Origin of the sequence: Streptomyces sp. NBRC 109706 (assembly GCF_000974485.1) — a bacterium.
In the GTDB taxonomy this organism is placed as follows: domain Bacteria; phylum Actinomycetota; class Actinomycetes; order Streptomycetales; family Streptomycetaceae; genus Streptomyces.
In genome coordinates this window covers 114,924-139,392 of record NZ_BBOM01000006.1, presented here as the reverse complement: position 1 = coordinate 139,392, position 24,469 = coordinate 114,924, and the positions used below count along the sequence as shown (strand labels likewise).

The 24,469-nt window shown below is 66.6% G+C and carries 19 protein-coding genes and 2 pseudogenes; 8 read left to right on the top strand and 13 right to left on the bottom strand.

What is annotated here, in order from left to right; all coding sequences use genetic code 11:
* Positions 1-32: 32 nt before the first annotated feature.
* The 4 genes and pseudogenes from AOM46_RS36040 to AOM46_RS10895 form a co-directional block, all read right to left on the bottom strand.
* Positions 33-689 (bottom strand): annotated as a pseudogene (locus AOM46_RS36040) (type IV secretion protein Rhs); the annotation flags it as partial.
* 95 nt (positions 690-784) lie between these two features.
* Positions 785-1,954 (bottom strand): annotated as a pseudogene (locus AOM46_RS36035) (DUF6531 domain-containing protein); the annotation flags it as partial.
* Between the two features lie 1,444 nt (positions 1,955-3,398).
* Positions 3,399-4,721 carry an RICIN domain-containing protein gene (locus tag AOM46_RS10900; protein ID WP_062209098.1) on the bottom strand — a complete coding sequence of 441 codons (1,323 nt, stop codon included), beginning with the start codon at positions 4,719-4,721 and terminating at the stop codon, positions 3,399-3,401.
* Between the two features lie 124 nt (positions 4,722-4,845).
* The gene (locus AOM46_RS10895) at positions 4,846-6,267 is read right to left on the bottom strand and encodes an endo-1,4-beta-xylanase (RefSeq protein WP_062209096.1); all 1,422 of its coding nucleotides are present in this window, start codon (positions 6,265-6,267) and stop codon (positions 4,846-4,848) included.
* A gap of 1,137 nt (positions 6,268-7,404) precedes the next feature.
* Here AOM46_RS10895 and AOM46_RS10890 point away from each other — a divergent pair.
* From AOM46_RS10890 to AOM46_RS33945, 4 genes are all read left to right on the top strand, one after another.
* The gene (locus AOM46_RS10890) at positions 7,405-8,871 is read left to right on the top strand and encodes a non-reducing end alpha-L-arabinofuranosidase family hydrolase (RefSeq protein WP_062209093.1); all 1,467 of its coding nucleotides are present in this window, start codon (positions 7,405-7,407) and stop codon (positions 8,869-8,871) included.
* 1,313 nt (positions 8,872-10,184) lie between these two features.
* Complete coding sequence (locus AOM46_RS31845) at positions 10,185-11,759, top strand: ATP-binding protein (protein WP_078856708.1); 1,575 nt, start codon at positions 10,185-10,187, stop codon at positions 11,757-11,759.
* Between the two features lie 48 nt (positions 11,760-11,807).
* Complete coding sequence (locus AOM46_RS33950) at positions 11,808-12,827, top strand: hypothetical protein (protein ID WP_158920372.1); 1,020 nt, start codon at positions 11,808-11,810, stop codon at positions 12,825-12,827.
* Positions 12,828-12,958: 131 nt separating this feature from the next.
* On the top strand, positions 12,959-13,999 hold the full coding sequence (locus tag AOM46_RS33945) for a hypothetical protein (protein WP_158920370.1): 1,041 nt from the start codon (positions 12,959-12,961) through the stop codon (positions 13,997-13,999).
* Positions 14,000-14,707: 708 nt separating this feature from the next.
* Here AOM46_RS33945 and hemC read toward each other — a convergent pair.
* The 5 genes from hemC to AOM46_RS33935 form a co-directional block, all read right to left on the bottom strand.
* Positions 14,708-15,679, bottom strand: coding sequence for a hydroxymethylbilane synthase (gene hemC, locus AOM46_RS10885; protein WP_199823955.1), 972 nt, complete (start codon positions 15,677-15,679; stop codon positions 14,708-14,710).
* Entirely contained in the window at positions 15,676-16,158 is a 483-nt protein-coding gene (locus AOM46_RS31840) for an NUDIX hydrolase (protein WP_158920368.1), read from the bottom strand. Before AOM46_RS31840 ends, hemC begins: the two co-directional genes overlap by 4 nt.
* Positions 16,155-16,808: a hypothetical protein gene (locus tag AOM46_RS33940; protein ID WP_158920366.1), complete on the bottom strand. Its 654-nt coding sequence runs from the start codon at positions 16,806-16,808 to the stop codon at positions 16,155-16,157. Before AOM46_RS33940 ends, AOM46_RS31840 begins: the two co-directional genes overlap by 4 nt.
* 65 nt (positions 16,809-16,873) lie before the next feature.
* Positions 16,874-17,398 carry an NUDIX domain-containing protein gene (locus AOM46_RS10870; RefSeq protein ID WP_062209084.1) on the bottom strand — a complete coding sequence of 175 codons (525 nt, stop codon included), beginning with the start codon at positions 17,396-17,398 and terminating at the stop codon, positions 16,874-16,876.
* 390 nt (positions 17,399-17,788) lie between these two features.
* The gene (locus AOM46_RS33935) at positions 17,789-17,962 is read right to left on the bottom strand and encodes a hypothetical protein (RefSeq protein WP_158920364.1); all 174 of its coding nucleotides are present in this window, start codon (positions 17,960-17,962) and stop codon (positions 17,789-17,791) included.
* A 225-nt stretch (positions 17,963-18,187) separates the two neighbouring features.
* Between AOM46_RS33935 and AOM46_RS10865 the strand changes: the two genes are divergently transcribed.
* The 4 genes from AOM46_RS10865 to AOM46_RS10850 are packed head-to-tail and all read left to right on the top strand — an operon-like array spanning position 18,188 to position 20,178.
* Positions 18,188-18,607, top strand: a complete 420-nt coding sequence (locus tag AOM46_RS10865) for a hypothetical protein (protein WP_062209081.1) — start codon at positions 18,188-18,190, stop codon at positions 18,605-18,607.
* The gene (locus AOM46_RS10860; protein WP_062209078.1) at positions 18,567-19,094 is read left to right on the top strand and encodes a DUF6879 family protein; all 528 of its coding nucleotides are present in this window, start codon (positions 18,567-18,569) and stop codon (positions 19,092-19,094) included. The genes AOM46_RS10865 and AOM46_RS10860 overlap by 41 nt, the downstream gene beginning before the upstream one ends.
* Positions 19,095-19,101: 7 nt before the next feature.
* On the top strand, positions 19,102-19,956 hold the full coding sequence (locus tag AOM46_RS10855) for a helix-turn-helix transcriptional regulator (protein WP_078856706.1): 855 nt from the start codon (positions 19,102-19,104) through the stop codon (positions 19,954-19,956).
* Positions 19,957-19,974: 18 nt separating this feature from the next.
* Positions 19,975-20,178: a DUF397 domain-containing protein gene (locus AOM46_RS10850; RefSeq protein WP_062210673.1), complete on the top strand. Its 204-nt coding sequence runs from the start codon at positions 19,975-19,977 to the stop codon at positions 20,176-20,178.
* A gap of 13 nt (positions 20,179-20,191) precedes the next feature.
* Here the strand turns inward: AOM46_RS10850 and AOM46_RS10845 are convergent, their stop codons facing one another.
* The 4 genes from AOM46_RS10845 to AOM46_RS10830 form a co-directional block, all read right to left on the bottom strand.
* A complete protein-coding gene (locus tag AOM46_RS10845) occupies positions 20,192-21,811 on the bottom strand; it encodes a hypothetical protein (RefSeq protein ID WP_062209075.1) in 1,620 nt (539 codons plus the stop codon).
* Positions 21,808-22,260, bottom strand: coding sequence for a plasmid mobilization relaxosome protein MobC (locus AOM46_RS10840; protein WP_370592680.1), 453 nt, complete (start codon positions 22,258-22,260; stop codon positions 21,808-21,810). The genes AOM46_RS10845 and AOM46_RS10840 overlap by 4 nt, the downstream gene beginning before the upstream one ends.
* A gap of 167 nt (positions 22,261-22,427) precedes the next feature.
* Entirely contained in the window at positions 22,428-23,069 is a 642-nt protein-coding gene (locus AOM46_RS10835; RefSeq protein WP_062209069.1) for a DUF2637 domain-containing protein, read from the bottom strand.
* Between the two features lie 230 nt (positions 23,070-23,299).
* Complete coding sequence (locus tag AOM46_RS10830; protein ID WP_062209066.1) at positions 23,300-24,445, bottom strand: DUF3631 domain-containing protein; 1,146 nt, start codon at positions 24,443-24,445, stop codon at positions 23,300-23,302.
* Positions 24,446-24,469: the final 24 nt, after the last annotated feature.

The following is a 24,469-nucleotide window of genomic DNA, read 5'->3' as shown; positions in this document are numbered from 1 at the left end:
CACGTTGGCCGACCTGCCGCGTCATGTACGAACCTTGTGTGGTGTCCGCTCGGCGTGGTGCGTGAGACCAACCGTCCCGCTGTGTCGAAGCGTTGGTGTAGTGCCCGGCCGTTGTGGTGCTCGGCGATGACGCGCCCCACCGAGTCCCGGTCGAGTCGCAACTCGGACCACGGCCCAGTCGCCGACTGAAGTCGTCCGAGTCGGTCGTAGCGGAACTCGGTGCGGTCTCGTCCGGACTCCTTGACCGCGATCCGTCCCAGTGCGTCCCGCTGGTACCGCACTTCCTGTCCCGAGGCGTTCCGCCGGGACACAAGCTGGTCCGCGGCGTCGTAGGAGTAGGTGGTCGCGCGGCCGTCGAAGTCGAACTCCGCGACGAGCCGACCGGCCTCGTCGTAGGTCCTTCGCCATTTCTTGCCGTCGGGAGCCACGATACCGACCAGTCGCAGCTCGCTGTCCCGTTCGTACCTGGTCTCGGTACCGTCCGGCGCCGTGCTGCTGACGCGCTGGCCGAAAGCGTTGTACACGGCCCGGTGTACGGCACCGCCGGGGTCCGTGTAGGCGACGCGGTTGCCCTGCCCGTCGTACTCCCAGGTGCGGGTGTGGCCGGCGGCATCAGTGACCGCGACCAGGTGTCCCTCGGTGTCCCACCGGAGCCGGAACAGCGTGCCGTCCGGCTCCTCGACCAGCACCGGTCGCCCGAAGGCGTCGCGCTGTTCCGTGAACGTCTGCCCAAGCGGACCCACCGAACGGGTCGGCAGACCCGCGCGTCACACTCGATGTGAGTGATGGCTCCCGAGGGATCGGTGATCGACTCCAGCATCCCCCGGAGGCCGTAGCCGTAACGCACGGTGGCCCCTGACGGATCCGTGTACGAGGTGCGGTTGCCCGCCCCGTCGAACGTCTGCTCGCGGGCCGAGCCGTCGGCTTCCACCACCCGCGCCTCCAATCCCGGAGCCGCGTAATCGACGGTGACTTCGCCACCGTTCGGCCGACGGCACCAGACCAACTGCCCCCAGTCGTCGTAGGCGTACTCCGCCGTCCGGCCCAACGGGTCGGTGCGCCGCAGCAGGTTGTCGTAACGGTCATAGCGGTAACGGGTGACGTGGCCCAGAGGGCCGGTCTCGCTCTCCAACCGGTAGGCGTCGTCGAACCGAAACGACGTCACATGGCCGAGGGAATCGGTGTACTCGGTCGTTCCGGTGCCGTTCGGATAGGCGATGGTGCTGTGCAGCGTGCCGTCCGGCATACCTGTTCGAATACAGCGGCCCCGTTCGTCATAGCTGTACGTGAACGAGTTGCCGTTGCGATCCTCCCAGCCGGTGAGCCGTCGGTGCGTGTCGTGGCGCAGCGTGAACAGATCTCCGGAGGCGTTCCGCACGCCGCTCAACTCGCCGTCGGTGGTGTACTCGTAGCGCCGCAGCACGGGGCGTTCCGGGGCGCTCAGCATGACCAACTCGCGGAGCCGTCCATTCCGGATGGTCAGTCCTATTCGGTAGCCCCCCGTGTGTTCCAGCAGTACGGGGAGGCCGACCGGGTCATACCGCACGTCGAGCCTGTTGCCGTTGGGGTCGGCGACAGCGACCAGGGAGAGCCGGCTGGCGTCGCTGGCCACCGGTTCGAAGTGAAGCGTCCGGTTGCTCTCGTACTGTCGGACCGTCAGCCGGCCGCGAGACTCGCCGTCCCACATCAGGTCCCAGCGTGGTCCCTCCACCGGCAGCACCGGGGTCTCCCCGTCGGCAAGCGGAACCGGGTAGTGCAGCACCATGCCGTCCTCGGCGAAGAACCGCACGCCGTTGTCGTCCAGGACCAACCGTTGGTCAAGGGTGGAGAACCAGGCAGGTCCAAGCCAGACGCCGTTAGCCACACCGGATCGGTGCACCCGGCGGAACAGCAGGTCCAACCTGCCGGACAGCTCCACGTCGGTGACGGACATCACCACTTCGCCGGTGGCCATGTCGACGGGGTCGTTCTTGCAGAGGAGCCGCCGGAACTCGCGCCCCAGGTGGCGCAGCCCCTGCCCCAACCCCTGGACGCCGGAGGACATGCCCCTCAGACCGGTTCGTGCCGCTGACCGGAATCCGCGGGCCAAGCCGCCGAGGGTCGTCAGCCCCTTCATGCCGGGGATGCAGTCGAGGGCTGCGAAGGCGACGTCGAGGAGCCCGGCTTCTCCTCTGGCGTATTTGACGAGGGTGTCGGCGAGGACGACGAGTGCCGCGGCGAGGACGACCCAGGCCAGCGGCCCGCCGATGATCATCACGACGATGCCGAGGACGGCGACGATGACCTTGCAGATCTCAACGAGGGTGTCCCAGTTGTCGGTCACCCATTTGATGGCCTTCTCCCACCAACGCCGGTTCTGAATACCCGCGTCGGACGCCTCGTTGACGTCGCGGGCGCACTCTCGTGCCGCCTCCTCACGCATCTCCTGGGCGTCCAGCGCCAGTTGGCGTGCGGCGGAAAGCCGCTCCTCGGCGTCGTTGACCCGGCCCTGCGCCGCGGTGGCGGCTGCTTCGGCTGCTTGCGCGTCGCGGGTGGTGGCGCGGACGTCGGCCTCGTCGGGTGGTTCGGCGTTGTCGCGTTCGCCTTCGCGCTGGAGGCGTTCGGCTTCGTCGCCGGCGCGGCCGACCCAGTCGGTGGCGTCGCCCAACGCGGACTGGGCGGTGGCGAGGTCGGCCTGAGCGGTGACCGCCCGATCCAGCGCACGGTCAGCCATGCCCTGCGCGGTCTGGAGCTTGGGCCAGTAGCCCTGCAGGGCCTGTGAGCACAGGGAGTAGGACTCTTCGAGCTTGGTGAGGTTGTCGGGCACGCCGTCGAACTCACGCCGGAACGCGTCCGCCGACAACCCAGCCCAGTCCAACACCGCCCGCTCGGAGGCCAGCCCTCGGATCTTCCCCAATGCCTCGCCGACATCGTCGGCGAACCCCTGCAGGTTGTCCGCCAGCTCGCGGACTTCGTCCGGGTCGCCAGGCGTGGGATCCCGGCCCATGTCCACCGGTGACCAGTCAGACGGTCGAGACATCGCGTTCCCCCCAAGGCCGCGTCCCCAAGACCCAGTGAACGCTACCGAGGGGGTGTGGGAGGTGGCAATGCGTTACCGATCCTCAGATATTCGAGCTTCGCCCCACGACGAAGGCCCAGGTCAGGGACACCGTCCCTGACCTGGGCCTTAACCGTGAGAGCGGGCGACGAGAATCGAACTCGCGCTCTGAGCTTGGGAAGCACTGAGCTCTTGGCGCGCCCGTGGTCGCTGACCCGCCGGACCGCCGCCGACGGCGACGGTCCGGCAGGCCACGGAGAACCGCCGTTGACCGTGAACACCCGCTCTGACGGGCACGCGTCGGGCACGGCTCACCGGGCCACAAGGGCCCCCGCGGCCCACCGGACCTTACGCGGATGTGTCATTCGAACTGTGCGAAGAACCTCCAGATCTCTCCCTTGGTCCAGGTGGCGACGCCGCTTTCGCCGGGGGAGCCGTCGACCGGACCGGGGATGTGGTCTCCGTCGAACGCGGCCCACTGGACCGGGTACCCGGCACCGCAGTTCGAGTACGAGGTGGTGATGTGCGTTTGGCTCCCCGGCGCGGGCTCGCTCGGGCTCTGGGAAGTGCAGCCGTTGTTGCTGACGAACCTGTCGCGCAGGGACCGTCCTTGCGCGATGTTGAGGACGGAGTCGCTGATGCCGTGGATTCCGAAGTATGCGATGGGCTCGTTGCCGCCGCTGCACCCGCTGATCTGGGCGCCGGCGATGACCGCGACGGCCCTGAAGTCGTTCGCCCGGGCGCAGGCGAGTGCGTAGCTCATGCCGCCGCCCCAGCTGAATCCCGTGGCGAAACGCTGTGCCGGGTCGACGCAGAGGCCGGCCTCGATGCGCTGGATCATGTCGTCGACGAAGGTGACGTCCTCACCGCCCGGATTGGCCCATCCGTTGTCGAGGCCCTGGGGGGCGACGAGGATCGCGGTGTTGTTCGACTGTTCCTGCTGGCCGTAGTAGGACCAGGCGGTCCCGCTCGTTCCGCCAGAGGCGACGTCCTGGGCGGTTCCGCCTCGCCAGTGGAAGGCGAAGATCAGCCGGTAGGGGTGGTTGTTGTCGTAGTTGTCAGGGACTCTGAGGATGAAGCTGCGGCTCTTGCCGCCGCTCTGGATCGTGTGCGTGCCGCTCGTCAGCCCCGGGGTGCTGCCGCATCCGTCCTCGCCACCGGACGACAGCTTGATCATGAGCCACTGCTGGTGGGTGCCGTTGTGGTCGGCGTACTGGATGATGCTGCCGCCGTCGGCGGTGGAGGCGTCCCGCACCTCTACCGCCTTGCCGCTGCCGCGGTTGATCAGCCGGACGTGGTCCCCGTCGGAGTCGGCCAGGCTGAACTGCTGGTTGGTCCCGTTGTGGTCGGCCCACTGCTGGACCGCGGCACCGTCGGCGGTCGAGGCGTTGGCGACGTCGAGAACCTTGTCCGAATGCCGGGCCTTGAGCCGGTAGAAGCCGTCGCCGGAGTCCACGAACTGCCACTGCTGGTTGGTTCCGTCGTGGCGCGTCCACTGCTGGACCGCGGCGCCGTCGGCGGTCGAGGGGCCCGCGACGTCCAGTGCCTTGCCGCTGTTGCGGTTGACCAGGACGTACCAGGCGTCTGTGTCCACCGCCGCGGCCTCGGCGGACGCCGACAGCGCCTGGGCGGGCGTGGTGATCAACGAGGTGAGCAGGCCAGTCGCGAGGACCGCCGCCAGCATGGCGGTGACCCGGGACCACCATCGAGATCCGTGTGGGCGGGCGGAGCGAGCCGCACCATAGATCTTCATCGATTCACTCCTTTGTCAGCGACTCTGTCAGCGACTCTGGCCGCGACCGGCCCCATCAGGTGACGGTCCAGCGCTGGTTGCTGCCGTTCCAGCAGGAGTAGAGCTGGAGCGCGGCGCCGTTGCCGGAGCCTGTGGCGTCGAGGCAGAGGCCGGACTGGACGCCGACGATGGAGCCGTCGGAGTTCACGCGCCATTTCTGGTTGTCGCCGCCCCAGCAGCTGTAGATCTGGACTCTGGTGCCGTCGCTGGTGCCGCCGGCGTCCAGGCACTTGTTGCCGTAGACCCTGAACTCGCCCTCGGCGGTGTGCGTCCACTGCTGGTTGGTGCCGCCGTGGCAGTCCCACAGATGGACCTGGGTGCCGTCGGCGGTGCTGGAGTCGGGCACGTCCAGGCACCGCTCCGAACCGACGCCCCTGATCTGCCCACCCGGAGTGGGCGTGGACGAGTCGCCGTTGAGCGTGTTGAGGACGGCGTCGTAGGCGGGCTTCTTGCTGCCGTCGTTGTTGAACAGCAGCGGCGTGTGCTGCGATCGCCAGGAGTCGCTGTCGCGCACACCCCAGACGGTGATGCCGACGCAGCGCGCGACCGCCAGGCAGTCGTTGGTCACATTGGCGTAGGTCGTGGGCGAGGCGCCCTGGATGTCGAGCTCGGTGACGGACACGTCGACGCCGAGCGCGGCGAAACTCTGCAGGGTGGTGCGGAAGTTGCTGTTGTAGGGGTTGCCTTCGTTGAAGTGCGCCTGGAAGCCGACGCAGTCGATCGGCACGCCGCGCTGCTTGAAGTCCTGAACCATGGCGTACATGGCCTGCGTTTTGGCCGAGTTCCAGTTCTCGACGTTGTAGTCGTTGTAGCAGAGCTTGGCGGCCGGGTCGGCGGCGCGCGCGGTGCGGAAGGCGACCTCGATCCAGTCGTTGCCGCTGCGCTGGAGGTTGGAGTCGCGCCGGGCTCCCGAACCGCCGTCGGCGAAGGCTTCGTTCACGACGTCCCACTCGACGATCTTGCCGCGGTAGTGGGTCATCACGCCGTTGATGTGGTCGATCATCGCTTGGCGCAGCTCGCCGCCGTTGAGGTTCTGCATCCAGCCGGGTTGCTGGGAGTGCCAGGCCAGGGTGTGGCCGCGCACCTGCTTGCCGTTCTGCACCGCCCAGTTGTAGACGCGGTCACCGGCGGTGAAGTTGAACTGTCCCCGCTGGGGTTGGGTGGCATCGATCTTCATCTCGTTCTCGGCCGTCACCGAGTTGAACTCGCGGCTCGCGATACTCGTGTACACCGAGTCGTTCAACCTGCCCGAGGCGATGGCGACGCCGAAGTAACGATCGCTCTGCGCCGCCGCGGCGCCGAGCGTGCTCTCGGCGGCGTGTGCGCTCGGCGGGGTGACCAGTGAACCGACCACCCCGAGGACGCCGACGACCAGCGCTATCAGCAGACCGCGGAACTTCCGGCGGGCGGTGGGTGGAGCTATGGCATACGAGCCCATGACTGTGCCTCCAAGGTAGACGTCACGGAAGGGCTGAAGTGCGGCGGAGGCGTCGTCCGCCCCCACGCGGCAGGCGGACGAGGCGGCCGGAACCCGGGCATTACGGGATCACCGGACACCATGGGCGTGCCGAGGGGCAGCGGTTTCGGCGGGGAAGATAAGCGACGCCGACGCCAGGCCGTGGTGGCCGTAGTGGCCGACCGCGGCCGCGCGTACCGGACGCGGGGCCGTGGCGGGATTTCGACAGAGGCATGGGGCTACTCCATGGCGGCTCAACCGGCGGACCGCCACGCGGCGTCGCTTACCTCTCCAATTGTGCGAAGAGCCAGGATGCGCTGGCGGGAACCTCACCGGATCGGAAACGGGGTGGCGCGGGTGCTGTGGTGCGCGGCTCCGCCGTGCACCACAGATCGCTCGGGGCGGACCGTTCGAAGCTCGAACGGCAACTGTCTTCTCAGACAGCGAGATTGAGGGATTGACGGTGGCTCGTCAATCCTCCTCGCGGAAAATGTTGCGCGTCTCGACCGAAAATTTCCGGAAGCCTGGTGAGTTGGACGAGTACCGCCGGCCCCCCGGCGCCGCCGTCGGTGGTGGCCGTTGGCACGGACCCCACGAAAGGATCGAAACAGCAGGTCGGCAAGCTTGAGCGGCCCCTGAGGCGGTAGGTCCATGGGCCGGCCGGTCGCGCGAGGTCGAGTGCCGGCCAGGGTCGGACGGGCTCCCTCAAGCCTGAAGGAGCGGTGCTGTTTGTGGACAGATGGGTTACAGGCCTTGACCGGGAGGTCACATGTTCCTACCTTGTGGCGCCAAGGAGTCCGTGAAGTTTCGTAAGTTTTCGATGCTTGACGCTTCCCGCCTCGGAGGTCTCCATGGCCAACACCCAACGGACGCCCAGTGGATCCGCTGGCGTGACGGCGCCTGGCGGCAGCCGTCACAACGGGTCGTCAGCTGGGCCAGCTGAAGGCAGGAGGTATCCCTCGTCTCCGTCCACGGCGAAGCGCTCCGGTTGAGCGCCCAGCGCACCAACTCTTCGGCATACGCGGCCGCTTTCGCACCTCTCCCGTCCCCGACCCCCGGGGCGGCCGCTCCGGTTCATCCGGGTCACCTCACCCCCGACCCCAGAAAGGGATGCCCCTTATGTGGCTTCGCCGTCCGTCCCCGCTCCGCCTGAGACGCCTGCTCACCATCCTTGCGCCCTTACTGCTCGTGGCCACCTTCCTCGGTGCCCAGCCCGCCAGCGCGGCGACCATCGACCCCGACGCCTCGTATGTGCTGGTCAACCGCAACAGCGGCAAGGCCCTTGACGTCTACAACCAGGCGACCGGCGATGGCGCCCGCATCACCCAGTGGACCAGGAACGATCAGGCCCAGCAGCAGTGGCAGTTCGTCGACTCCGGCAACGGCTACTACCGCATCAAGTCCCGCCACTCCGGCAAGGTCCTGGACATCCACAACTGGTCCACCGAGAACGGCGGCGCGATCGTCCAGTGGGCCGACCTGAACGGCACCAACCAGCAGTGGCGGCTGGCCGACAGCTCTGACGGCTACGTGAGGTTCATTTCGCGCCACAGCGACAAGGCCCTCGAAGTACAGGGCGCCTCCACCGCCGACAGCGCGAACATCGTCCAGTACGACGACTGGGACGGCGCCAATCAGCAGTGGGAGCTCGTCAAGGTCGGCGAGGGCAACCCCGGCCCGTGCGCTCTGCCATCGACATACCGCTGGACATCAACGGGCGCGCTGGCGGAGCCCAAGCCGGGGTGGGTCTCGCTCAAGGACTTCACCGTCGCCCCCTACAACGGCCAGCACCTCGTCTACGCGACGACGCACGACACAGGGACGAGCTGGGGTTCCATGAATTTCAGCCTGTTCGGCAACTGGTCGCAGATGGCCTCGGCCAGCCAGAACACGATGTCAGCTTCCACCGTCGCGCCCACGCTCTTCTACTTCGCGCCGAAGGACATCTGGGTACTCGCCTACCAATGGGGCAGGACCTCCTTCTCCTACCGGACCTCAAGCGACCCGACCAACCCGAACGGCTGGTCAGCCGAGCAGGAGCTCTTCTCCGGAAGCATCTCCGACTCCCCGACCGGTCCCATCGACCAGACGCTCATCGCTGACGACACGAACATGTACCTGTTCTTCGCCGGTGACAACGGCAGGATCTACCGGGCCAGTATGCCGATCGGGAACTTTCCGAGCAGCTTCGGCTCGACCTCGACCGTGATCATGAGCGATACGCAGAACAACCTGTTCGAAGGCCCGCAGGTCTACAAGCTTCAGGGCGAGAACCGCTACCTCATGATCGTCGAGGCGATCGGCTCGCAGGGCCGCTACTTCCGCTCGTTCACAGCCACCAGCCTGAACGGCTCGTGGACACCCCAGGCCGTGACCGAGAGCAACCCCTTCGCCGGCAAGGCCAACAGCGGCGTCACCTGGACCAACGACATCAGCCACGGTGAACTGCTTCGCACGAGCGCCGATCAGACCATGACCATTGACCCCTGCAATCTGCAGTTCCTCTACCAGGGGCGCAGCCCCAACTCCGGCGGCGACTACGGTCTCCTCCCCTACCGCCCAGGCCTGCTGACACTGCAGCGCTGACGGCGTGACACGACTCCGGCTCCGGCATGGAGCCGACGTGGCGGGCTCGGCCTTCCGCCGAGCCCGCCGGGTCGCGCGACAACGTCAGGACTCCTACAGCGACGGAGCGCGGGCCGCACAACGCTCACCAGCGCGAGGGCTCCCACGACAGCGTCTCGACCTCGACCACCGCGGTGACGGAGAGGAGACCGCGTGGGACGAGCGGGTCTCGAAGAGCCCGGACTCCTGAGTCATGTGGTGATGATTCCCCGAGATCCCGCCTCCCGCAGTGGTGCGATTTCCTGACCAGCCAGCCGCGGGTCGGTCCTCGGACCAGAGACTTCGACCGGGTGCGCTCACCGCTCACGCGCCGCACCCGCTCGGCGACATCCCTGAACGACGCCACGGGCTCGGCTATGTCGCGCACGACTGCTTTCTCGGTCTGCCGTTCAGCCTCCAGGTACGGGGAGGTGCGGGCCCCAAGCCGGAGCTGACGGGGGGCGACGTCCGCCCGACCGTCGGGGCTTGACGCTTGGGTTCCTGCGGAACGAGGGCCGAAGAGTGGAGGTGCCGGAGCGACATGGCGACTGGGCGGCGCATGAGCAGGGAGCAGCGGCGGGCCCCACTGCTGGACACCGCGTTCGCGATCATCCGCGCCGAGCGCACCAGTGCGCTCACCCCCGCGCGGCTGGCGGAACGCGCGGCGGTCTCGCGGCCGGTGGCCTACGAGCACTGCACGCCGACCGAGGAACTCGATGACCTCCCAGCAGGTCTCCCAGCTCCTGATCGACCTCGGTACGACCAGAAGCCACTCCCGGCCCCGGATTCGGCCCGGATCTGGCACGCGACCCCATGCCGGCCTCGCTCAGCAAACAACCCCCAGGCCACTGACCTGGGGGTTTGAGATGGAGCGGGCGACGAGAATCGAACTCGCGCTCTGAGCTTGGGAATCAGAGCGCCAGATGGGCGCGGTATGGCGTCTGATCTGCATGAACGCACGCATTCTCAGCCTTCATCAAGCCGCTCGGAGACCCCTGCTACCCGGGACTGACCGTCCCATCGGGCACGCAGCGGGCACGGACTGAAGACGGTCCCGTGCCGACCCGCGGCCATGTGCAAGGGGTGGCAAAGCGTCGAGTGCGCACGCGTGCAGGCGCTGGAGGCGGGGGCAACGTCCCTGGTGGGGAGCGTTGACACGGGCATGCGATCAACTCGCCGGTTTCGTGGGCAGACAGCCCGGCTGCCCCATAGACTCTGTGGCGCCGAGCATAGACAATCAGTAGCTGGATACCGGCTGTGTGAAACATTCACCGAGGTGGGGGAGTGTAGGGGCGATGTTGGAGCCCGCTAATGGCGAGTCAGAGCAGCTAACTTTTGGTGGAGAAGCCAGTGTTAGCCCGGCCTCTTTCGTTCTTGCTTCTGCCGGAACGACCGACCTCGTGCCAGTCAGAATTTCTCTGGCCATCATCGAGCGGTTCTCTGAAGGGTTGTATAGTTCATCGAATAAGACTTTCGAAGAACTCGTCTCGAATTCATATGATGCCGGCGCGGAGCATGTCTGGGTGTATATGCCCGGTGACCTTTCGACTCATCATGCTTCCATCTTGGTCATCGATGATGGCGAATCGATGGATGTCCAGGGTCTCCAAGACCTTTGGCGGATCGGGAAGTCAAAAAAGCGAGATGAAGCACTTCGCGGGAAGCGCGAGCCGATTGGCAAGTTCGGTATCGGGAAGCTCGCTACGTATGTCCTTGCGGAAGAACTGACGTACATCGTCCTAAAGGACGGTATTTATCGGGCGGTCACCATGGACTATCAAATGGTCCAAGGTGATATGAGCGATCCTCACGTGCTCAATCTTGAAGTCGCTGAGCTCACTCGAGATGAAGCGCGCGAAGCGCTTTATGCCAATCTGCGAGATTATGGGGCACGTTCGAGCTCGGCCATGAACTTCCTCTTTCATGAGGAAGGGAAGGGGCCGAAGCACTGGACCGCCGCGGTTATGACACGCCTGAAGAAGCCGGCGCAAGATATTCAGCAAGGTCGCCTGCGCTGGGTGCTTTCTAGTGCGTTGCCATTGAACCCTTCATTTAACCTATTTTATAATGGCGAGCAGATCGAAGCTTCAAAGGCTCAGGGAGAAGAGACCTGGCGATTTACGGTCGGTCGCTCGGAGGAGACTTTGCCGCCGGCCAGTCAGATCGGCACCCCTCGCCGCATTGAACTGGACGGCGGGGAAAATCCGGCCTATGTCTTGCCGCTTGCCGGTACGGTGTGGGGGCAGGCGCAACTGTTCAAGGATTCGTTGCAGAAGGGGAACAGCGAGAAGCGTGGACGTAGTCATGGCTTCTTTGTGAGGGTGCGGAATCGGTTAATCAACCTCGACGATCCTACCTTCAATGTAGGCGTCGAGCTGCACCACGGAACGCTAACCCGCTTCAACATGGTCATCAATGCTGACGACCTGGACGGGCTTGTGGCTAGTCCCCGTGAAAGTCTCCAAGACTCTCCCGAAGTGCGCGAATTGAAGGAGTACATGCTTGCGGTGTTCAATAAGGCGCGCTCGATTCTGGCGACACTTGACGAAAAAGACAAGATGCCACTATTAACTCACCAGGGGCGCATTTCTAACCCGCCGCCAGGGCTTACGCAGGGACCCCTCAGGAGAATGCTGCGTAGGGCGTCGCAGGGAGATCAGGCGGTACGCGAGTCGCTTGGTATCAAGCCGAACGAATCGGTGATGCCCATGGAGCTGATCAAAGACGAAGAAGATGTTCTTGAACAGGTTCTGGTAGAACCTTCCAGCGAGCAGAATCGGCTCATCTCCTATGATCCTGAACGGCGAGCAGCAGTCCTCAATCAGAGTCATCCGTTCATCAGCAATTATATCGACAATAACGGTACCTAAGAAGCCCTTCAGCTATTAGGGCTCACAGAGCTTCTGACGCAGGCATATATGCTGGATGAGCATATTGATGCCGCGACCGTGAACCGCATCATGAAGCGGCGAGATGCATTTCTGCGAGATCTCGTCAGTTACTATCCGCGATCGGCTCCCGTCATTGCCAAGAGCCTGCGAGATTCCAGTAACGATGAAAAGGCGTTGGAAGACGCAGTAGCGGACGCACTTGGTATTATGGGGTATCACGTGCAGCGAGTTGGTGGCAAGGGGACTCCGGACGGAATCGCCACTGTACGGCTTGGGCGGCGCTCCTCAGAAAGCAGTCAAAGTTACGCGCTGACCTACGATGCCAAGTCGAGTGGCTCGGATGCTCGGCGAATGTTGGACCCGGAGAAACAGAAGCCCTCGGAAAGGCCTGCCAGAATTCAAGCTGGAACAGCCCGTACTTCTGTTCTGAGGGTTCACCGCGAGCGAGCTGCTGAGCAATTCAACTTGGACGTTGCGCCGAGATTCACCTTGCTGGTAGCCCCTGGCTTCCAGGGGGATGGGGACGAGAAGGCGTTAATTGGTGATATCTGTCGCAATGACGGCATTACTCCCATCACTGTGGAAGATCTGGCACGCCTTGTAGAGCTATTTCCTCTGCGTAGGCTGACGCCGCTAAAACTGCAAGAACTTTTCGCGAGCCACACGCCCGATGGTACAAGGGCCTTCGTAGACGCCGTTCAGGAGCAGGACCCGCCAGCGGCGCCGCCTGTTAGCGAAGTCATCGAACTCCTTGTGCAATACTCGGAGCGGCGAACACCTGTGACCGTCGATACAATCATGACTGCAGTCTATGAGCGTCGAGGTATCGATCTTGACCGCGACGAGACTGCTGCCATCGTGAGAGGGCTGGCCGCATTGGCGCCGGCCACGATGTATTTCGACGGACAAATAGTCGCTTTGAATGCGACTCCTCAAGGTCTGTTGGGAGAACTCGGACAGACTTTGAATGAGTATCCGCATCGACTTGCCGGAGCGTACAAAGTTGCCATTCCGGTTCCGAAGCAGCGCGGAGAAGAGAACCAATGACCACTGCCCGAGCCGCTGTTCACCCTTTTCCGGCACGTATGGCTCCGGAACTAGCGGCCACTAAAGTAGCGAGCCTCGCTGGTGGGTCCGTAGTCCTTGACCCCATGATGGGGTCCGGTACCTTCCCGATTATGGCCGCCAGGTCCGGCCATCGTGCCTTTGGCTGCGACACCGACCCTCTGGCTCTCTTAATCTCAAATACTCTTGCTGCTGACTACCATCTCGACGAGTTTCTCGAAGAAGCGTACGTCGTGCGCGAGAAGGCAGCTGCGTCAGAGGGATGTGATGTTGAAGTCGACCCAGAGACCTCCGCGTTCATTGACTTTTGGTTTGACCCCAAGGCGCGATCTCGTCTATCGGCTTTGACGGTTGCAATCGAGCAGTCGCCACGTCATCTGATGGCGCCGCTGTGGTGTGCCTTCTCACGTCTCATTATTTCCAAAGACGCTGGGGCGTCTCGAGCTAGAGACGTGTCGCATTCTCGCCCTCATAGAGTGAGAGACCACGCTTCATTTGATCCCGTTGACAAGTTTCTGTCATCTGCCCAGGCGGTCGCTCTGCGAGTAGGCAATTCAAGGGCGCATCGTCCTGTAGGGGGTTCCTCTGACGTTCCCGTGATATTGCGTGCTGATGCGCGTAAGCTGCCCTTAGGGCGCGAGAGCGTCGATGCTGTTATGACTAGTCCTCCCTACTTGATTGCTATCGACTATCTGCGTGGGCATCGCCTAAGCCTGGTGTGGATGGGGTATTCAATTTCCTACCTCAGGTCGCTGCGAGCGGAGAATATCGGATCTGAAACCGGCATTTCCGTTGAGGCACCTCTTGGTGAGATTGTGAAGTGCTCGTTCGAGGGAGCTTTGCCTGATCGATCTCTTCGTATCATCGGTCGCTACGTGACTGATATAGATCAAGTCATGAGTGAACTTTCGAGAGTGGTTAAGCCTGGCGGCGCCATCTCGTTTGTTATGGCTGATGCCCGAATGAATGGGGTCCCAATCTCGATCGAGGTAATTCTGCGGCGGCTTGGGCAGTGGAATGGTCTGCGAGTTCGATCGCGATTGTCCCGGGAACTTCCTGAAAATCGGCGCTACCTTCCTCCTCCTGGGAATGCGAAAAATGCGCTTTCCGGAAGGATGAAGGAAGAAGTGATCTTGACGTTTGAACGTGAGTAATATCGATACGTGCATGTGACTCGCCGCCGCTATCGAGGATGCGGTGATTTTCGGTGTTGCATATTATGTTCCAACCCGAGTTGCTGTGTGGTGCATATGAAGGTCAGGGCGCCCGGCGAACTGCTCGTTGAGTTGGTCGATGCTGGTGAGCAGCTGGGGATGGACGTCGATAAGCTGGAGGTCTCTGGAAGACCATCCGGACCCGTACCTGTGGACTCACCCTCGACCGCGTAACTCTTGAAATATAACCTGATAATGAGGGCCGCTGCTAATGGCAACGTTCTTTGATAGGGGGCACCGACTGCACCGTCGTCGGCTTGCCCCTCGGCGTATCGACGGCACTTTGATGAGTTATCAGAGCAGGGAGCGGAGGTGCGCGCTTGATATATCGATTATGGGCGGGATTCGTTGTCTCGGGGCCGATGGAGTACGCCGAAGCCCTCGTCAGGCCCGGGTACGGACGCTCAGTGGGGTCCATACATCGCCCGATAGCCATCCGTAGGAGTGTCGAAAGCGCATTCACTCACAGACGGACGCCACACTTGGAGCGTTGTATTGTGCCTGCCACATGTTATTCGCCATAATCCCTCCTGATTGGCGGCAGCACGGAGATGGGATGCTTCAGCGGCCTGCTGTCGGAGGAATGTGGTGCCCGGTGGGCCATTCTCCTTGCGCCCCATCGTCTCGCGTACGGCTCTCCGCATTTCGTCAGTGGGGGATGCCTTCGATGATGTTGCGGGCGTCTTGGCGGAGGAGGTCGGCGGCGACGCGGGTGCCGAGGACGGCGGGGTCGTTTTGGTGTTCGCCCCAGTAGTGGGCGTGGACGAAGCGGGAGCCGTCGCGGTTGAAGACCATGCCTTTGAGGGAGAGTTGGCCGTCGGGGTCGGTGACGCAGTAGCCGGCGATCGGGGAGTTGCAGTGGCCGCGTAGGCCGTGGAGCATGACGCGTTCGGCGGTGACCTCGCGCATGGTCTTCTCGTCGTTGAGGCGGGTCAGGAGGGCGGCGATGGGGTGGTCGTTACGTCGGCATTCCAGGCCCAGGACGCCGGCGCCGACCGGGGGCAGCATCTCGTGGACGGTAAACGTCTGGCGGGCGCGGTGGGCCTGGCCGATGCGGGCGAGGCCGGATGCGGCCAGGACCATGGCGTCCAGCTTCGGCCCGCCGGGCTTCCTGCCGTCGAGGCGGTCGATGCGGGTGCCGATCAGGCCGCGGACGCGGATGACGTTGAGGTCGGGGCGCACGCGGTTGATCTGGGCGCGGCGGCGGACGGCCGAGGTGCCGATGGCGGCGCCCGGTGGCAGGTCGGCCAGGGTGGTGTGAGTCGAGCCTTCGGGGAAGACGAGGACGTCGCGGACGTCATCGCGGGGCAGGTAGGCGGCGAACACGAGGCCATCGGGGAGGGGTTGGTCGCCGGGGACGTCCTTGACGCAGTGGACGGCCATGTCCACGTCTCCGCGCTGGAGCATGACGTCGATCTGCTTGACGAACAGGCCCTTGCCGCCGAGCTTGGCCAGATCTCCCTGCCAGCGGTCGGCCTCGGTGGTCACCGGCACCAACTCCACCCGTAGCTCCGGCTCGTGTTTCGTGAGGAGGCCGGCGACGTGTTCGGCCTGGGAGCGGGCCATGGGGGAGGAACGGGTGCCGATACGCAGCGGGCGGGCGGGCGGGAAGCCGGTCACGGGTGGTGCCTTTCTGGTGGCGGGAGTTCACGGTAGAGGGTGGCGCGCGGCTCGGTGGGCGTGGTGGGGAGGCGTTCAGCCACACGGGAGTGGAGCAGGCGCTGCGCCTGGTGGAGAGGGGCCATGCGCCAGGCGCTGACCTCCTCGGTTTGCAGACGAACGCGGCACAGGAGATCGGTGGGTAGGGATGGGGTGCTGAAAACGAGGGCGAGTCGAGCGCGACGGCCAGGGGTGCGGGGTGCAATCCAGTCGGCGGCGACCAGGTCGGTGGGTTGTATGTCGAGGCCGAGTTCCTCCCGTACCTCGCGGCGGGCTGCCTGACGCGGGGACTCTCCCGTCTCGACCAGGCCGCCGGGCAGTTGCCAGCGTCCGCTTCGTGCTGCTCGCACGATCAGCAGCCGTCCGGCCGCGTCGTGGATGAGCATCCCGACGGTGACAGGGAAGCCAGGAGCGGGAGCGAGGCGGGCTTCTCCGGTCATGGGTTGATGGCTTTGAACTCGGTGTCGAGATCGACGATGGTGCAGCGTTTGAGTTCGACGACGAGCTGGGAGGCGAGGAACCAGTTGAGGGCGCGGTCGCCGTAGGGGAGGTGGTGATCGTGGTGGGGGCGCAGGCATGCGGTGGGGGTGGGGGTGTAGATCGTGCCGAAGACCCCCCAAAGCTTGGGGCGGCGGGAGCGGACGCCGACCGGGTCGGTCAGGTGGGGGCAGTGGCGGGTGGCGAGGGCGGCGCAGCGCAGGCATACCGGGGGTTTGGTGGTCTTCGCTCCCTCGTAGATGTCCGAGCCGTCGTGGTTCATCAGGAAGAGCCAGCCCTCTCGGGTGTGGCTTGCGGTCTCGCCGCAGACCTGACACAACCGCTCGGCCTGCACCTGGCGTTGGCGCATCGGGTGCATGGAGGGGAAATCCGGGCGCCCTTCGCCGGGTGCCTGCCGCATGCGGGCCCACAGCACGCCGAACGTGTCCCGGTCGGCGGGCGTCTCGTCCCCGTAGCAGATGCCGGCCGAGTCCGGACGGATCATCACCCCCTGCCCATAAGGGCGTTCACCGCTCCAGTGCGCGGCGTAGGGCACCGGGAGACGGCGTGGACCCCAGGTCGTCACGTGTTCGGGAACGAGAACGTCAGGCACGGTGATCAACCTTCCGGATGGTGGCTGAAGGTGCGGGGTGTTGGAGGTGCACGGCGCCAGCGTCATCAGGCGGGCTCGTCCGGGCCTTCCGGCGCCGGCCAGCTGGCCGGCGGCTGGTCGCCGTTGACCAGGACGGGGACACGCTCACCGTGGGCCAGAGCCAACAGGGCGTTCTGCACCAGGGGCGGGGATTCCAGCAACTCCCGCATGGGGCGCCAGCCAGCACCGGCCGTGAGGGTCTCCTCGTCGCAGGGCGGGATGTCCGACTGGCCGCCGTCCAGGACGTAGTCCAGCGCGATCGGGAGTCCGGACGGGCCGTGTTCCAGGGTGATGGCCAACGCGTGCGTGGCCTCCTGGTAGTAGCCGGTCTGCGAGACGCTCAGGCGCTGCGCGGTCCGCACCGGGCAGTCCCCCGGCGACACCGTGCCGCTCGGCAACTGCCAGCCGCCCTCGACATGGGGATCGCGGACCATCAGCACGTGGTTGTCCCGCGTGGTGGCGAGCAGGGTCACCCGGACGGTCAACGGGCGTGTGATGCGCGGGAGTTCGGGGGACGGGGCCGACGGGCTGTCGGTGGCGGTCTGCGGCATGGGGACACTCCGGGTTCGCAACGGGAGGGATTCGGGGGTGGGCTGGGGCCGTTCCCCCGAGCGGGAGAGATCTTGGACCGGCCCGGGGGAACAGCGGGGTGTCGCCCGCACCCACCGCGAGAAGCGGGACGCCCGGGGCGGGCGACGGTCCGCCCCACACGTAGGCGGTTCTCCGGGACTGGGAGCCAGAGAACACGCCAGGCCGTCGGGCGGAGTCTGTGGGGGAGCGCCGTCAGGCGTCCGGGGCCGCCGTCGTCTGGTCGGGGACGGCCGCGGTGGTCTCGGCGGCGTAGCCGATGAAGGCCAGGCCGAAGACGTTCAGAAAGATCAGGGCCAAGCCGGCGAAGTGGCCGTCGATTGCAGGGAGGTGCTGGCGGCGATGGCGGCCGTTCACTGGGCCATCCCCGCGTGGTGACTGGTGACGCGGCTGCGCAAGTCGTTGGCCCTGGCGAGCAGTTCCTCGGTGGTCAGGGCCTGGTCGTCCGTCGCTTCCTCGGCCGGGGAGGTGGAGGGCTGGCGGCCTTCGGGGTTCGGGTCGGGTGCCTGCTGTGGGGGTGGGGGCATGGGTCAACTCCGTTGCCGCGTGGGTGGGTTCCTTCGTTTGGGCGGTGCCGTGGGGCGGGTTGTTCGGCTCGGCTGCTCGGGTTCGGATCGAAGGTAGAGCGGCCGTCGCTCGGGCTCCAAGGAGATTGCGCGAGTTTGCGGCAAGCAGATTGACGGCCTCGAACACCGAACCGACCATCGTCATGTCGCGCAAAACTCTGCAAGGCAGCAGACAGGGGAACGACCATGAAGCTACGGTTCCTTGGTAAGAACTCCACGGTCGGCGACTGCCCGACCCTGTACGCCACCGACCGTGACACCTACCTCGTCCAGGGCTGGAGGATCTTCGCGAACGACCTCTTGATGCGGCTCGACCTCCGGGAGGGAGAGACCGCCGTGGAGGTGCCCACAGAGCTGTTCGAGCACCTCACCGAGGACGGCCTGCCGGCCGGGGAGATCAGGCGGGTGGCGGACCCGATCATGATCCTGACGACGGGCGGTACGTTCGTCGTCCAGGGGCGTGAGGTGACCGACCCGGACGCCCTGGCCCAGATGGATATCCCGGACTACGAGACCGTGGTCGAGGTCCCCAGGACCGCGATCACCGCCCTACTGGAGGAGCCACGTGGAGCTGATCTCCAGCGCCGAGCGCAACCAGCTCTTTGAGAGCTTCGAGCGGGACGCGTTCCACCTGGAGCTGCGGGACGACTACTCCGTTCCCGACGAGGACAGCCCGTTCACCAGCTGGCTGCACGGTGAGAACGTCGACTACTCCTATATGGCGCCCTGGACGCGGCTGATACGACGCGTCACGAGCGAGGGGCGCACGGTTCGGCGAGTGCGCGTGGTCACCGAGCCGCCCAGCCCCTACATCCGCTGGGAACATGCCACCACCCGCCTCAATGAGGAGGCAGGCGAGGACATTCGCTGGCTGCCCCGACACCGACTGCCGACCGGCCTCGCTCTTCCTGTGGGAGGCAACGACTGGTGGCTGTTCGACGACCGTCTCCTCGCCGTCGGCCACTTCGATAACGACGGCCGGGTCCTCGGCTCGGAGTTGGTTCAGGACCCGGAGACCGTGGCCGCCTGCGTCCGCCTGCGGGACCGGCTCTGGGCCGCCGCCGTTCCGCACCGCGACTACCAGCTGTCCTGAACCGCCCGTGACCACCCAGGTAGAAGAGGCACTTCAGGCGCTCGGCGCCCGGCTGCGCGGCTTCCGCAAGGACGCCGGATTCACCAGCGGCCGGGCGTTCGCGCGCGCCACCTCCTGGCAGGAGTCCAAGGTCTCCCGGATCGAGAACGGCAGGCAGCGGCCCAGCGAGGACGACATCCGGATCTGGTGCCAGGCCACCGGACAGAACGACCAACTCGGCGACCTGATCGCGATCGTTCGCCACGTGGACGAACTCTGGCTCGACCTGCGCAGGTTGCTGCGCACCGGCGCCGAACAGCGACAGCAACAAGCGATTCCCGTCTACGGCAAGACCAGGGTGTTCCGCATCTGGCACCCCACGGTCATCTGGGGAACGATCCAGACCTCCGAGTACGCCGCGGCGGTCTTCGACCAGGTCGTCGGCTTCTACGAGGTCCCCGACGACGCTGAGGCAGCCGTCGCCAAACGGCTGGAACGCCAGCGCTACCTGTATCGGGGCGAGAAGATCTTCAACGTCCTCCTCGGCGAACAGGCCCTCTACACCAACTTCGGCGGCCCCGAGACGATGAAGGGCCAACTCGACCGGCTCCTCGCCGTGATGCGGCTGCCGCGCCTCAGCCTCGGCATCATCCCCAGGACGGCACCGGTCGCCATCTGGCCGGGCAACTCGTTCTCGATGTTCGACGACCGACTGGTCCTCGTCGAGACCTACTCGGCGGAGCTGTCCGTCACCCAGCCCCGCGAGATCGAGATGTACACCAAGGCGTTCGCCCTGCTCCAGCAGTCGGCCGTCTACGGCACCGCCGTCCGCGAACTCGTCCTTCGGGCGAGCCACCACTACGACCAACTGCCGACCGACTAGAAGGATCCCGTGAAGTCCGTGAACTTCTCAACACAGCCACTGATTTGGCGCACCAGCACCTACACCAAGTCCGACAACTGCGTCGAGGTGGCCGACAACGACCCCGAGCGGGTGAGGGTGCGAGACACCAAGGCGCGCGGGAAGGGAACGGTGACCGCTCGGCGGGACGCCTGGGGCGTGTTCGTCGAGTACGCGAAGCGGACTCCGGGCGCGGGGAGTTGAGGCTCGGCCGGGCTCAGCGGCGGCGTCGGGTCTGTCGAGGCGCGGCGGTGGGATGCGGGCGGGTGGACGTCGCGTAGGCGGTCAGGCGTTGGATGCGCCAGGTCAGGAGGCGTGCGGGGGCGTGCGCGTTGTCGAGGGGGCGTTGGTGGGTGGCCTGCCGGAGGAGATGGTCAAGTTCGTGGCCTGCGGCTTCGGCAGCGGAGAGCGCGGCGCTGAGGTGTGGGAACGCGGGGTCGTCGCTGATCTGTTGGGTGTGAGCCGGGAGGGTGCGGCGGAGGTGGTGGAGGTGCCGGGTGTGCGTGTCGGCTTGGGGCCACGGGTGGTGCGCGGCGCCCAGGGGAAGCGCCTCGGTGGCCTGGCGGTAGGCGGCCTGGAGATGGATGAGAGCCTGGTGCGCGGCAGCGGCCTGCTGATCGTGCTGGCGTGACCGGTGCCAATGATGGGCCGCGATGACGGCGAGGACGAGCGCGTCGACGATCACGGCGAAGGTCGCGTCGCCCGGAGGCGGGGGCGGTTGACGCAGCAGGGCGCGGATGGTTGTGCGCAGGGAGCGAGCGTGGTCGTGGTGGGCCCTGATGCGGGAGCGCGTGGCGCGTTCGAAGGCCGCTGCTGCGGACCGGAGTTGGGCCCGAAGGATGGGCGGAGCCAGGAGGGGCAGCAGGTCGAGGGTCTCGCCGAGGGCGTTGATGTGGGCTTGGGCTGCGGGATCGGGGCCGTGGTGGAGATGGTGCGGGATGCCTTCGACGGCGTCGGCGGTGCTGTGCCAGGACGCTGGGGCGGGGAATGACGCTGCGGGGAGGCGTTGGCGGATGCGGGGCCAGGAGAGATCCTCGGCGAGGGTGGAACCGGCGTACCAGACCGGCTGGCCGGCCGCGTTGGTGTCGCCTCGCAGCGCGGCCTTGTAGCCACGAATGTCGCCCGAAGGCAGGCGATGGAGTTCGACGAGGACATCGGAGGTGTGGGCCAGCAGCGCGAGGAACTCCTCGGGGCTGCTGGCCGCGGCGACGGCCGTGCGGATGAGGGTGCGGAGACGCTCGCGGGCGGTGCCGGTACGGCCCGCGCGGTTGGCCTTCTCGCGTTCGGCACGGGTGGGGCGCGAGGCGGCGGTGCGGTCGCCGCGTGGGACGCGCCGCAGCGCGTAGTCGATCTCGACCCGGGAGAGTTCACGGTCGGCGGTGAGGTAGTCGTTCCAGTGCCGGGCCGGCCGCAGGTCGCCCCGCACGGTCGTGGCCGCGATGTGGATATGGTCGTCGGCGTGGCGGACGGCAACCCAGCGGCAGCCGTCCGGATCACCTTCGGGCGCGATGCCGGTGGCGGCCACGACGCGGCGCGCGATGTCCGCCCACTCGGCGTCGGTGAGGAGGCGGTCCTGTGGCGCGGCACGGATTGAGCAGTGCCACACGTGGCGGCGATGCGCCCGCTGTCCGGCCTGATTGACGCGGAGGTCGAGGGCGTTGACCAGCTGCTTCCTGGCGGCGGTGGCAGTGGTGCTGTTGGTGCGGCCCGGATCGGGGGCGAAGCCGTCCCAGGAGGCGACCAGGTGCGGGTCGGTGTGTTCGTTGGCCCGGCCAGGGCCGTAGAGGTACGCGATCAGCTTCCCGGTGTCGCCGCCACGGGTGATCTTCGCGATCACGTGGCCGTCGGCCTTCCGATCGCGGTGCGGTGCGCTGCCGTGTCGAGCGCCACGATCGTGGAGTGGACGGTCTCCAGGAGACGTTGGGCGCGGGTAAGGACGACCGCGTCCACAGGCTGGGGATCGGCCTGGGAGCTCAACGCGCGGGCGATCTGGTTGACGTTGCCGCCGAGCCGTGCGACCTGGGCGCGCAACGCGGCCAACTCGTCGATCAGGTCGTCCATCGCCGTGCGCTGCCCCGGCAGCGTCAACTCGCCGTCCAGATAAGCCATCACCGCCGCGCCCACCAGATGGGCGCCCGCGATGTGCAACGACCGAGCCCGCGCCAGGATCGCCCGCTTCTCCGCCACGCTGTAGCGGACATCCACCCGCTCCGCCCGCCGCACGGGCTCACGCCGGCGACGTCGAGCGACCCGCCGCAGCGCCGCCTCCTCCGCGGCATGCCGCACCGACGACGGGCCCGCCCTCTCCCTCTCGGGCGCCCCCCGGCGCCCGCCCTCCTCCGCCACCCCCGGGGCGGAAAACTCCCCGTTGGACCGGCCCTTGGACGGTCCAACGGGATACCTTGCTCCGCCGTCGGTGGTGGCGGGTGGGCGTTGGTGGTGTGCGACCATGGTCAGTTTCCTGGGGTGGGGCGGGTGGTGTGGAGGTGGTGGAGGGCTTCCTTGATGCGTTGGTTGCCGGCAGAAAGGCCGGCGGCCTCGATGGCGGTGCGGGCCATGGCGCGGGTGATGTGGTCGGCGTGGGGGTGGGCGGCGGCGATGATGGTGGCGAGGTGGGGGATGGAGGCGTCGGCGCGGCGTCCTGGGCGGCGGGGCCGGTTCGTTTCGGCCGGGGCCGGCCGAATGGGGAGTGGCGGTTGGCCGGTTGGGGGTGGGCCGGCCGGAATGGAGGGTGATGCGGCGGGTGGGTGGCTGTGGCGGTTGATGAGGATGTGGAGGTGGGTCGCGCCGGGTTGGTTGAGGTTGATGGCGTGGCGGCAGTTGGCCCAGATGCTGGCGGTGGTGGCGGCGATGAACAGCGTCCAGCCGTAGAGGCGGGGGCGAACGGGCGCGGTGCGCAGGACGAGGAGGGCGCGGACGCCGTAGGCGATGAAGCCGTCGATCACGATGGGGAAGAGGTAGGTCAACGGCGGTCGGATGTGGGCGGCCAGCGCCATCTGAACGAGGGCGTCGTAGGAGAGGGCGCACCCGGCGAGGCCGAGGCCGATGATGGCGTAGCGGTCCCGGCGGGTGGCGGTGGGTGTGTTGGCGTTCATGGGTCCTCGGGGTGGTGCGTGGGGTGCCGTCTTGGCCGTCTTGCCGTTGCTCTCGCAGGTCAGGGCGGGTATGGCCGTGGCGGCTTGTGGTGCCCGGGACGGACGGGTATCCGTCTCGGGACGGGGGGCCGTCCCGTCGACTCCCCGTCTGAGCTGGGCTTTTGGGGTGGGGACGGCTGGGACGGCAGAAGACGGGTGCCTGGCGGGTGGCTGGTCCGCTTGGCCCGGGTTCAGGTGGTGGGCGCGGTCGCGTCGAGGGGGTGGACGGTGGGGCAGTAGCGGCGCCAGGCGTCGGTGAACTTGGCGCGGGTGTAGCCCTTGCGCTGGGTGTGGTCGGGCATCCGGACGTTGCCGGAGCGGATGTCGTAGTCGCGCAGCAGCCCGGCGAGGGCGCGGGCGGTGAGGCCGGTGCGGGTGTGCTCGCCCCAGGGCGCCTCGGGGTCGCTGTTGAGGGCGAAGAGGAGTTGGTCGGTGCTGAGGCAGTCGGGGTCGCCGGCAGCGGCGAAGACGCGGCGGACGTCGGCCAGCAGGCGGGCGTTGTCGGGGTGGTCCGCTTCGGCACGTGCCTCGTCGGCGACCATGTGCGCGCAGGCGGCGCGGGCGCGGGCCGGCCAGGGGCCGCCGGCGAGGTCGGCGACGATGATCAGGGGTTCCCAGGTGTCGGCGGCGCGGTCCTCGACGGGCATCTGGGGTTCCAGGCACAGGGCGTGGGCGGTCATCGGGCGGGCCCAGGCGGCGACTCGGTCGCGGATGGCGCGCAGGCGGGGGCTGTCTCGCTTGGTGCGGTAGGGGCTGACGCGTTCGCCGTCGGCGCGGCGGCGCATCCGGATCACGATCGATCGGTCCATGATCGTGTCGGGCAGCTCGCCGATGCCGGCGAGCGCGGCCATCGCGAAGGTTGGGAAGCGGTGCGGGGTGTGATCGTTGCCGATCACGCGCAGCACGTAACGGCCGCGTTGGTGACCGGCGTTGAGCAGACCGCGCATCTCCTCGTTCTTCTCGGCCATCCTGGGGGTGCCGAAGAGAGTGTCGGCCTCGTCCACCAGGAGCGTGGGCGGTTCCTCGGTGATGGAACGGAAGACGGCGGCCGGTGTGGAGTTGACGGTGATGACCGGGGCGTGGACGGTCTCGGTCAGCACGTCCAGCAGCCGGGACTTGCCACAGCGCTTCGCCGGGCCGACGACGGCCAGGCGTGGCGCGTGCTGCCAGGCGGCCTGGAGGTGGGTCGCGGCGACCCACAGTGCCGTGGCGTCCAAGGCGTGCTGATGGGGCGTGATGACGAAGCGCTCGATGGCGTCGCGGAGTTCGTCCAGGAGGGCGGCACCCGGCGACGGCGGGGCGTCGTGCTGGGTTGGTTGGGCGGTATTCTCGGTCATGGAAGATCCTCGCTCGGCGGTTTC

Excerpts from the sequence above, each read along its gene's own strand:
- AOM46_RS10900 (WP_062209098.1), bottom strand. The coding sequence starts at position 4,721 with ATGCTGGCGGCGGTCCTCGCGACTGGCCTGCTCACCTCGTTGATCACC.
- AOM46_RS10895 (WP_062209096.1), bottom strand. The coding sequence starts at position 6,267 with ATGGGCTCGTATGCCATAGCTCCACCCACCGCCCGCCGGAAGTTCCGC.
- AOM46_RS10890 (WP_062209093.1), top strand. The coding sequence starts at position 7,405 with ATGTGGCTTCGCCGTCCGTCCCCGCTCCGCCTGAGACGCCTGCTCACC.
- AOM46_RS31845 (WP_078856708.1), top strand. The coding sequence starts at position 10,185 with ATGTTGGAGCCCGCTAATGGCGAGTCAGAGCAGCTAACTTTTGGTGGA.
- AOM46_RS33950 (WP_158920372.1), top strand. The coding sequence starts at position 11,808 with ATGCTGGATGAGCATATTGATGCCGCGACCGTGAACCGCATCATGAAG.
- AOM46_RS33945 (WP_158920370.1), top strand. The coding sequence starts at position 12,959 with ATGGCCGCCAGGTCCGGCCATCGTGCCTTTGGCTGCGACACCGACCCT.
- AOM46_RS31840 (WP_158920368.1), bottom strand. The coding sequence starts at position 16,158 with ATGACCGGAGAAGCCCGCCTCGCTCCCGCTCCTGGCTTCCCTGTCACC.
- AOM46_RS10870 (WP_062209084.1), bottom strand. The coding sequence starts at position 17,398 with ATGCCGCAGACCGCCACCGACAGCCCGTCGGCCCCGTCCCCCGAACTC.
- AOM46_RS33935 (WP_158920364.1), bottom strand. The coding sequence starts at position 17,962 with ATGCCCCCACCCCCACAGCAGGCACCCGACCCGAACCCCGAAGGCCGC.
- AOM46_RS10865 (WP_062209081.1), top strand. The coding sequence starts at position 18,188 with ATGAAGCTACGGTTCCTTGGTAAGAACTCCACGGTCGGCGACTGCCCG.
- AOM46_RS10835 (WP_062209069.1), bottom strand. The coding sequence starts at position 23,069 with ATGAACGCCAACACACCCACCGCCACCCGCCGGGACCGCTACGCCATC.
- AOM46_RS10830 (WP_062209066.1), bottom strand. The coding sequence starts at position 24,445 with ATGACCGAGAATACCGCCCAACCAACCCAGCACGACGCCCCGCCGTCG.